The sequence below is a fragment of the Corallococcus sp. 4LFB genome (assembly GCF_046520365.1).
Lineage (GTDB): Bacteria > Myxococcota > Myxococcia > Myxococcales > Myxococcaceae > Corallococcus > Corallococcus caeni.
The window spans coordinates 1-10390 of record NZ_JBKGHJ010000316.1; the positions used below are offsets into that span (position 1 = coordinate 1).

2 protein-coding genes and 1 pseudogene are annotated in these 10390 nt (G+C 72.5%); all 3 read left to right on the forward strand.

Annotated features, from left to right (window positions below):
* A pseudogene (locus ACLEQD_RS28155) lies at positions 1–8949 on the forward strand (tetratricopeptide repeat protein); the annotation flags it as partial.
* Positions 8950–9085: 136 nt separating this feature from the next.
* Positions 9086–10048: an adventurous gliding motility protein GltJ gene (gene gltJ, locus ACLEQD_RS28160; protein ID WP_410388180.1), complete on the forward strand. Its 963-nt coding sequence runs from the start codon at positions 9086–9088 to the stop codon at positions 10046–10048.
* Between the two features lie 135 nt (positions 10049–10183).
* The coding region (locus ACLEQD_RS28165) for a hypothetical protein (protein WP_410388182.1) at positions 10184–10390 on the forward strand (207 nt) is incomplete at its 3' end.

Genomic DNA, 10390 nt, shown 5'->3' on the forward strand with positions numbered 1-10390 from the left:
CCCCGCGGACGGGCCTCCGGGCCGCCGCGCGTCAGGCGGCGGAGGACGCGGACTCGCTCGATCAGCTCGCGTGATCCTCGACCGAGGTGACGAGAGGAGACGTGGCCCGCGCGCGGGCGCTGCTGCGCGAGCTGGCGGAGGTGCAGGAGAAGAAGCTCGACGACCGGCCCGGCGCGGTGAAGGCCTGCGCGCGCTGCTGGAGCTGGAGCCGGGCAACATCGACAGCCTGCGGGCGCTGCAGCGGTTGCACGCGCGGGCGAGGAGTGGGCGGCGCTGGCGGAGGTGCGTGGAGCAGCTGGCGGCGGCCATCCAGGAGCCGGCGGATCAGCTCGTGTGCCTGCGCGAGGCCGCGCTGCTGCACGAGGCGAAGCTCACCGACAAGGAGAGCGCGGCGTCCGCGTGGCGCGCCATCGCGGAGCGCGACCCGGCGCAGCGCGAGGCCGCCACCGCGCTGGACCGCCTCTACACGGACCTCAACCGTCCCAAGGACCTGGCGTGGACGCTCGCGCTGCGGCGCAACCAGGAAGGCCAGAGCCCGCAGGGGCGTGAGGTGTCCTTCCGCCTGGCGGAGCTGCTGCGCACGGTGCTGGACGACGCCAACGCGGCGCTCGGCCTCTACAAGCGCATCCTCACCGAGGACCCCGGCCACCCGGGCGCGAGGGCCGCGCTGGAGGCCTGGGTGAAGGCGGCGGTGCCCACGAGCGGCGCGGCGCTGGAGGTGCTGGACAAGGTGCTCGCGCAGGTGGGCGACCATGCCCGCCGCGTGGCGCTGCGCGAGACGCGGATGGAGTCCGCGCTCACGGTGGAGAAGATCGTCCTCGCCGGGGAGATCCGCCGCATCTACGAGCGCGACATGCAGCAGCCGTCGCTCGCCTTCATGGCGGCGGTGAAGGCCTTCGCCAACGACCTGGACCGCGAGGGCGTGCGTCCGGACCTGGAGCGGCTGGCGCGCGAGACGGGCAGCCACGAGGTGCTGGCGGAGATCTACGAGAGCGCCGCCGTGGACCTCACCACCGGAGATCCGGTGATGCTGGACCTGCTGCGCCGCGCGGCGGAGCTGCGCGAGAGCCTGGACCAGCCGGAAGAGGCCACGCGCCTCTGGAAGAACCTGCTGGCGGACGCGCCGCAGGACCGCCAGGCGCTGGAGGCGCTGTCCCGGCTCTACGAGAAGGGCCAGAACGCCAAGAGCCTGTCGGAGGTCTACGCCCGCCAGGCGCAGCTCGCCACCGACCCGGAGACGCGGCTGGGGCTGCTGCTCAAGGCCGGCGAGGCCTACGCGAGCGCGGGCGAGGACGCGAAGGCCATCGAGGTGCTGCGCTCCGCGCTGGCGCTCCGCAAGGTGCCGGAAGGGCTGCTCGCGCTCGACAGGCTGTACGCGAAGACGCGCCACTTCGTGGAGCAGGCGGACGTGCTGGATCAGCTCGCGGATCTCGCGCCGGACGAGCCCGGGCGCCGCGCGTACCTGCTGCGCCGCGCGCAGTTGCTGGAGAAGGAGGTCGGCCCCACGGAAGCGCTGCCGGTGTACCGCCGGCTGCTGGAGCTGTCGCCGGGCGACGGCCAGGTGGTCGCGGGCCTGGAGCGCCTGCTCGCGCACGACGGGCCCCGCCTGGAGGCGGCGCGCCTGCTGGAGCCCGTCTACCGCGGCCTCAACGACACGCGGAAGCTGGTGGACGTGCTGGAGGTGCTGCTGCCGGGCGTTCCGCCGGAGCAGCGCTTGGAGCGGCTGCAGGAGATCGCCGTCCTGCGCGAGGGCCTGGGCCAGACGTCGCTGGCCTTCGTCGCGCGCCTGCGCGCGTTCAACGAGCTGCCCGCGGAAGCCAGCGTGCGCGACGAGCTGGAGCGGCTCGCGGCGGACTCGGGCTCCTTCGAGGAGGTGGCGGCGGCCTACGAGGATCAGCTGGAGCGCGACCCCGCGGAGCCCCTGGCGGGCGACCTGTGGCGGCGCCTGGCGGCCATCTACGACAACCGCCTGAAGCGCTACGACCTGGCGGTGCGCGCGCTGGAGCAGGTGAGCCGGCGCGACCCGCTGAACAAGCCGGTGCTGGAGGCCATCGCCCGCGTGCACCGCCGCACGGGCGCGCACCGGGAGCTGGCGCTCGTCATGCGCCGGCAGGTGGCCGCGGAGGCGAATCCGGCCTCGCAGATCAACCTGCTCTTCGAGCTGGCGCACCTGGCCGAGGAGACGCTGGCGGACAAGTCGCTGGCGGCGCAGGCGTACCGCGAGGTGCTGGAGCGCGGCCGGAGAACGCCAACGCGCTGAAGCTCCTGGGCCGCGTGCTCGCGGACATGGAGCGCTGGGCGGAGCTCGCGCAGCACGTCGAGCGTGAGATCCAGATGGCGGACGCGCGCGACGCGCAGGAGGAGGCGTCCGACCTGCGCGTGCGGCTGGGCCGGCTGAAGGTGTCGCGCCTGGATGATCCGCGCGGCGCGCTGGAGCTGTACCAGGCGGTGCTCGCGCGGCGCGCGGGGCACCCCGGCGCGGTGGGCGCGCTGGAGGAGCTGGCGCGTTCGGAGAGCCCCCTGCGTGGCGCGGCGGCGAGCGCCCTGGAGCCCATCTTCGCGTCGGTGGGCAACCACCTGAAGCAGGTGGAGATGCTGGAGTCGCGCGCCTCCGCGGAGGCCGTGCCGCAGGAGCGGGCCGCGCTCTTGCGCCGCATCGCGGAGATCTACGCGAGCTCGCTGGAGAACGCGGAGATGGGGTTCCTCTCCGCCACGCGCGCGCTGCGCGAGCTGCCGGAGGACCCGCGCTCGCTGGAGCTGTGCGTCTCGCTGGTGGACAAGGCGGAGGCGCCGGAGGAGCTGTGCGCGGTGCTGGCGGAGGTGGCCCCCAAGGCCAGCGACGCGGCCCGGGCGGAGCTGTACCGCGCGCTCGCCCGGATGCAGGTGGACCTGGGTGAGCCGGCCGAGGCGCTCCAGTCGTGGAAGCGCGTGCTGGAGCTCAAGCCCACGGACAACGAGGCGCTGGATGGCACCGCGCGGCTCGTCGCCTCGCAGGGCCGTCCCTCGGAGCTGCTGGAGGTGCTGCGCCGTCAGCTCGCGCTGTCGGAGGAGCCGGCGCGTCGCGCGGCGGTGCTTCACCAGATTGGCGTGCTGCAGGAGGAGCAGCTCAAGGACGCGCTGGGCGCGCTGGCCACGTTCCGGCGGCTGCTGGAGCTGCAGCCGGACGACGCGGTCGCGCTCGCGCGGATGGACGAGCTCTGCCAGAAGCAGGAGCGCTGGCCGGAGCTCGCGGACGTCCTCGCGCGGCGCATCGCGCTGATGCCGCCGGAGGAGGGGCTGGAGCTGAAGTTCCGCTTGGCGACGGTGCGCGAGTCCAAGCTGCTGGACAAGGCGGGCGCGCTGTCGCTGTTCGGCGAGGTGCTGTCCGTGCAGCCCAACCACCCGGGCGCGGTGGGCCGCATGGAAGCCATCGTGGCGCGCGAGCCGCAGAACCTGCTCGCGGTGGAGACGCTGCTGCGCGCCTTCCGCGCGAGCGGTGACGTCGCTCGGCTGGCGCAGGTGATTGAAACCCGCGTGGGCGTGTCGCCGGACGCCGTCGAGCGCAAGCAGCTGCTCGGCGAGCTGGCCACGCTGCGCGAGACGCAGGGCGAGGGCGAGCTGGCCTTCCTCGCGCTCTACCGCGGCTTCAAGGAGGACCCGAACGACAGCGAGGTCCGCAGCCGCCTGGAGAACGCCACCGACGTCGCGGGCAGCTACGACGAGCTGGTGGTGCTCTACGAGGAGGCCCTGCCGCGCATCGCCGAGGCCGCCGACGCGGCCCAGGTGTGCCTCAAGCTGGGCCAGTTGCTGGAGACGCGCCTGCGCGATCCGGACCGCGCGGTGTCCTACTTCGAGCGTGCGCGCACGCTGCACGCGTCGGTGCAGCAGGCCTCGCTCGTCGCGCTGGATCGCCTCTACCTGCACCTGGAGGCGTGGCCGGAGCTGGCGGGCGTGCTGGAGGCGCTGGCCACCGGCGCGACGCAAGCCGCGGACAAGATCGGCTTCCTCTTCCGCCTGGGACAGCTCTACCAGGAGCGGATGGACAGCCCGGACCGCGCGGCGAGCGCCTACGAGGCCATCCTCGCGCTGGAGCCCGGGCACCTCGCCTCGGCGCGGCTGCTGGAAGGCATCTACGAGGGCGCGGGCGCGTCCGAGAAGCTCTACGCCATCCTGAAGCTCCAGGCGGACAAGGTCTCCGGCAGCGAGCGGGACCGCGTGCTGGGCAAGATGGCGCAGGTGTCCGCCGAGGGGCTGTCGGACCTGGGCCGCTCCATCGACCTGTACCGCGAGCTGCTGGCGAAGAACCCGCGCAACGAGCAGGTCTTCTCCTCGCTGGAGTCGCTGTACGAGCGCGCGGGCCGGCCGCAGGACCTGCGCGAGCTGCTGGAGGGCCGCCTGGCCATCACGCTGGATCCGCGCGAGGTGGTGCGCCTCAACGAGCGGCTGGGCCGCGTGGTGTACCGCCTGCTCAAGCAGCCGGACGCGGCGGTGCCGTTCTTCAAGGCGGCGCTGGACCGCGACGCACGCCACCGCGGCGTGCTGGACACGCTGCGCGAGCTGTACGACGAGACGGGCCAGCGCGAGGAGCTGGTGGGCGTGCTGCGCCGCCTCATCCCGCTGCAGGACAGCAGCGACGGGGTGAAGGCGCTGCGCCTGCGGATGGCGGAGGTGCTCGCGGGCATGGGCCGGCGCGAGGAGTCGCTGGACGCGGCCCGCCGCGCGCTGGAGGTGGAGCCGCACTCCGTCTCCGACCTGGAGCGCGTGTACGCGCTGTCCGTGTCCCTGCGCGCGTGGAACGACGCCGTGCGCGCCCTGGAGCTCAAGGTCCAGGTGCACCTGGCGGCGGAAGAGCGCGACCCGGCCGTCGCCGCGTACTTCACCGTCGCGGAGCTGTGGGAAGGGCAGGGCGGCAAGCCGGAGCTGTCCGCCGGCGCGCTGGAGAAGGTGCTGGAGCTCGACCCCGCCAACCGCACCGCCTACGAGCGCGTGTGCACGCTGTACCGCACGCACAACGACTGGCGCGCGTACGCCACGGTGATGGACCGCTACATGCCCCACCTCGTCACCGACGAGGAGAAGATGGCGGCGCTGCGGGAGATCGCCCGGGTGCAGGAGGAGCGCCTGGGCCAGAAGGACGTGGCCTTCCTGGCGCTCTGCCGCGCGCTGCAGCTGGACGCGGCCGAGGACGCGCTGCGCGAGGAAGTGGAGCGCCTGGCGGACGAGACGGGCAGCCACGAGGAGCTGGCGGCGGTCTACGAGGAGGTCGCGGACGAGCTGCCCCGCGGCCCGCTCGCGGAGCGCATCTACGCCACGCTCGCGCGCATCCACGACTCGCGGCTGGATGATCCGCAGGCCGCGGAGGCCGCGTTCCGCAAGATTCTGGAGTTCGACCCCACCAACGCCACCGCGCTGGACGGGCTGGCGGCGGTGTTCCAGCGGCGCGGCCGCGACCGCGAGTACGTCGTCGCGCTGGAGCAGAAGCTGGAGGCGGCGGGCTCCATCGAGGCGCGCAAGGGCATCCTCAAGGAGATCGCCCGCGTCTGGGACGAGACGCTGGACGACCCCACCGAGGCGGCCAGCGCCCTCTTGCGCGCGCTGGAGCTGGAGCCGGACCTGGAGACGCTCGGCGTCCTCACGAACCTCTACCGTCGCGGGAACGCGTTCCGGGACGTGGCCACCACGCTGCTCCGGGCCCGCGACCTCGCGGCGTCCAACGAGGAGCGCGCGCGCATCCAGGTGGAGGTGGCGACCGTCTACGAGCGCGACCTCAAGGACGACGAGTCCGCGGTCTCCGCGTTCCGCATGGCGCTGGAGTTCGACCCGTACAACCGCGAGGCGCTGGAGGCGCTCGAGCGGCTGCACACGCGGTTGGATCAGCCGGCGGACCTGCTCGCCATCTACGAGCGGATGCTGGAGCTGTCCCAGGACTACCGCGAGAAGGTCCGCGTCCTCTTCCGCAGCGCGACCATCTGGGAGGACACGTACCAGAACCCGGCCAACGCCGACGCGTGCGTGGAGGGCGTGCTCTCCATCGACCCGCAGAACGCGCAGGCCATCAAGTCCCTCATCCGCCTGCGCCGCGCGCAGTCCCGGTGGGAGGACCTCATCCTCGCGTACGAGCGGCAGCTCGCGCTCGCCACCAGCCCGCAGGAGCAGGCGGAGCTGTACGTGGAGATCGGCAACGTCCAGTACCAGAACCTCAAGGCCGTGGACCGAGCGGTGAACAGCTACCACGCGGCGCTCGCCACGGACCCCGAGTCCCGTCCCGCGCTGCACGCCCTGGGCAAGCTCTACGAGCGCAGCGGCAACTGGCCCTTCGCGCTGGAGATGCTGCAGAAGGAAGCGCAGGTCGTGGGCAGCGACCCCGCGGCGGTGGAGCTGTGGCACCGCCTGGGGAAGATCAACGAGGACATGCTCGCGGACATGGCGAGCGCGCGGACCGCGTACCAGCAGGCGCTCGCCATCGACCCGGGCCACCTGCCCACCATCCGCGCCCTCAAGGGCATCCAGGAGCAGGAGAAGGACTGGGGCGGCTACGAGCAGACGCTCTTGCAGGAGGCGCAGCAGACGGAGGATCCGGCCGCCAAGGGCCGCGCCCTGCTGGACGTCGCGCGCTACCACGCGGAGACGCGCGAGGACCGCGAGACGGCGACGCCCTACTGGGAGGAGACGCTCAAGCACATCCCGGACAGCCTGGAGGCGGCGCGCCCGCTGGCGGACGTCTACATCGCGCGCGAGGACTGGGCGTCCGCGGAGCGGATGCTGGACATCGTCACGCGCAAGATGGCGGAGAAGGCCATGGCGGAGAAGGACGCCGCCATCGCGCAGGACCTCTGCCGCCAGCTCTACCGGCTGGGCTACGTGACGGAGAAGCTGGGCCGCCGCGACAAGGCCCTGTCCTCGTATGAGAAGGCCTACGGCCTGGACGCCACGTACCTGCCCGCACTCGAGGGCTACGGCAACCTGCTGGTGCAGGCGAAGCGGTACGAGGACGCGCTCAAGGTCTTCCAGACCATCCTCATCCACCACCGCGAGGAGCTGACGGACCTGGAGGTCGTGGAGGTCTACTGGCAGCTGGGTGACGTGCACGCCGCCCTGGGCCAGACGGACCGCGCGCAGAACCACTTCGAGAAGGCGCTCGCCATCGACCCGCAGCACGAGCAGACGCTGCGCGCGCTGGTGGCGCTGATGGACAAGGCGGGCAACTACGAGAAGTCCGCGGAGCTGCGCCAGGAGCTCGTCAACAGCCTGGAGGGCGAGGCCAAGGTCAAGGTCTACCTGGAGCTGGGCCGCATCGCGCGCGACGAGCTGCATGATCCGTACATGGCCATCGACGCGTTCACCGGCGCCCTCAGGACGCAGCCGGACGCGCCGGAGGTGATGGACGCGCTCTACCGCCTGCTGCGCGAGACGCGTCAGGGCCAGAAGGCCGCGGACGTGCTGGGCCGCATGCTGGCGCTGCCCGCGCTCGCCCTGGAGCCGCACAAGGCCAAGCGCGTGTGGTTCGCGCTCGGGGAGATCCGCCGCGACGAGCTGAAGGACGTGGAGGGCGCGGCGCAGGCCTTCAACGCCGCGCTCGACCTGGACCACCGCTTCGTGGAGGCCTTCAGCGCGCTGGAGGCGATGCTCGGCGGCGCGCGCCAGTGGAAGGTGCTGGAGGAGAACTACACGCGCATGCTCGCGCGTCTGCCCAAGACGCCGGACACGCACCCGGCGCGCATGACGCTGTGGCGCGCGCTGGGCGACCTGTACCTCCAGGTGCTCAAGCACCCGGAAGGCGCGGTGGCCGCCTACGGCGTCGCGGCGAAGGGCCTGCCGGACGACGCGGCCATCCAGGAGACGTTCGCGGAGGTGGCCGGTCAGATGCCGGGCCGCGAGGAAGAGGCCATCGTGGCGCTGCGCCGCGCGCTGCCGAACACGGAGAACCCGCGCAAGGTGGTGGGCCACCTGGTGCGGCTGTCCGCGGTGCGCAAGGACTACGACGCCGCGTGGCTCGCCGCGCAGGCGGTGTCGGGCCTGCTGGGCGAGGCGGGCGAGGACGAGCAGGAGATCCTCACCAAGCTGGGGCCCTACGCGAAGAAGAAGGAGCTGGCGCAGCGTCCGCTGACGGACCGGCTGTGGCAGACCGCGCTCTTCCACCCGAAGGTGCGCGGGCCGCTGTCGGAGCTGCTGGGCCTGCTCTTCGAGAAGGCGGGCCACCTGTACGCGGTGCCCTTCCCGCAGTACCAGCTGGTGCCCAAGCGCCACCGCATCGACGTGGCGACCGCGCAGGAGTACCACGTCAACCACTACCGCTACGTCGCGCGGCTCTTCGGCATGGAGGCGGTGGAGCTGTACTCGCCCTTCCTCGTGGCCACGCGCGAGCGGCTGGCGAAGCGCTCCAACGAACCGGCCCCCGAGCCGCTCGTGAACGTGGACCTGCTCCAGACGCATCCCGCGTGCGTGCGTGTGGGCGGCAAGTACTTCGCGGAGCAGGGCCAGAAGGAGGTGTACTACCTCCTGGGCCGGACGCTGGCCCTGGCCCGCGCGGAGCTCGCGTTCAGCCAGCGCGTCGCGCCCGAGCGGCTGGAGGCCGTGGTGCAGGCCGCGCTCAGCCTGGTGGTGGGCAATGTGCGCTACACGGTGGATCCGCGGCTGGTGGACGTGGAGCGGCAGCTGCTCCAGAAGAGCCTGAGCGAGCCGGACCGGGCCGCCCTGGCGAAGGTCGCGAGGGCCTACCTGCCCACGGCGACGCCGCAGGATGTGCGCACGTGGCTGGAGGGCGCGGAGCTCACCGCGTCGCGCGCGGGCCTCTTCGCCGCGGGCGAGCTGGAGCCCGTGCGCCGCATGGTACAGGGTGAGACGGGGTCCGCGTTCCGCGTCGCCCCGCGCACCAAGCTGCGGGAGTTGCTGGTGTTCGCCACCTCCGAGGACCTGCACGAGCTGCGTGTGGCCGTTGGCACACACGTCGAAGTCCAGGTGCGAAAGTAGGGCCCTCAGACCGCCGCGAGGGTTCACGCGTTGAAAGCAGGCGGGCGTTCAAGGCAGGTGTCCTTGATCTCCGCCGGTGGGCACTTCTACGATTCAGACGGGATTTCGCCCGTCATTTTCGAGGCTTACGGGAACGATGCGTTTCGTCTGCGACAGCTGCCGCGCGCAGTACATGATCAGCGACGACAAGATTGGCCCGAAGGGGGTCAAGCTTCGTTGCAAGAAGTGTGGTCACACCATCCTGGTGAGGCCCGCCGGTGCATCGGCGGCGAAGGAGGGCGGGGCGGAGGCCACCGCGGCCACGGAGGCCAGGAGCAGCGCGGATGCGAACGCGCCACGCATCGTGGAGTCGTCCAACACGGGTTTGCCCGCCACGCTGGGCACCCCGCCGGAGGGCGGCCTCTTCACGGACGTGGAAGAGGATGAGATCGGCGCGGTCTTCGACCAGGTCCTGAGCACGGGCTCGCAGAAGGTCAAGGCCGCCGAAGCGGAGGCCGAGGCCAAGGCCGCGAAGACGGAGGCCGTGCGCAAGCTCGCGGAAGCCGAATCCGCGGAGCCGACGGCGGAGGAGAAGGCCGCCGCCGCGGCGCACGAGTGGTACGTCGCCATCGACGAGAAGCAGGTCGGCCCCTGGTCGGTGGAGAAGGTGAAGGACGCCTGGGACCGCGGCGAGGTGGGCCCGGACAACCTCTGCTGGCGCTCTGGCTTCAGCGACTGGATTCCCCTGTCGGAGACGGCGGAGCTGGCGTCGGTGCTCGCGCCGCGCCCGGCCAAGCCGGTCATCGTCGCGCCCGCGCCGGTGTCCACGTCGTCGCCGACGATCCCCGCCGGTCCGGTGGAGTCCGCCTTCAGCGCGGGCAGTGCTCGTCCGGGCTCGGGTGGCAACTCGGCCGTGGCGGAGGAGCCGGTGGGCTGGAAGCCTTCCGCCGCGAGCGTGCTGGCCTCGCTGGTGAAGGAGGAGAACGACGCACTCAGCAAGCCGCCGCCGCGTCCGGCGCCGTCGCTGGAGCGCGAGCCGTTGTCGCAGTCGCGCCTCCTGGACGTGCCCATGCCGCCGCCGGACGCCGGTGTCCTCGCCGTCGATGCCCAGGGGCCATGATGGCCTCCAGCGCCGGGCATGGCCGCGCCCAGCGTCACGCGCCGCAGCCGCAGCAGGGCTATGCGCCGCAGCAGCCGTGCGCAGTACGCGCCGCTCAGCCGGTGGCGTATGCGCCGCAGCAGGCGCAGATGCCCTATGGGCAGCAGCCGCAGGGCTATCCGCCGTCCGGGGTATCCGGCGGCCTATCCGCCGCCCGCGGCGGCACCCGCGGGCGGCAAGGGCCGCACGGGGATGCTGGTCGCGGTGACGGCGGGCGTGCTCGTGATGGCGGGCGCGGCGGTCGTCTTCGTCGCGCGCGGCAACTCGTCCGAGCGTCCCACGGAGGCTCCGGTCCAGGTCGCG

What these genes read in the sequence shown, in the direction of transcription:
- gltJ (WP_410388180.1), top strand. Translation starts at nt 9,086, where the DNA reads ATGCGTTTCGTCTGCGACAGCTGCCGCGCGCAGTACATGATCAGCGAC.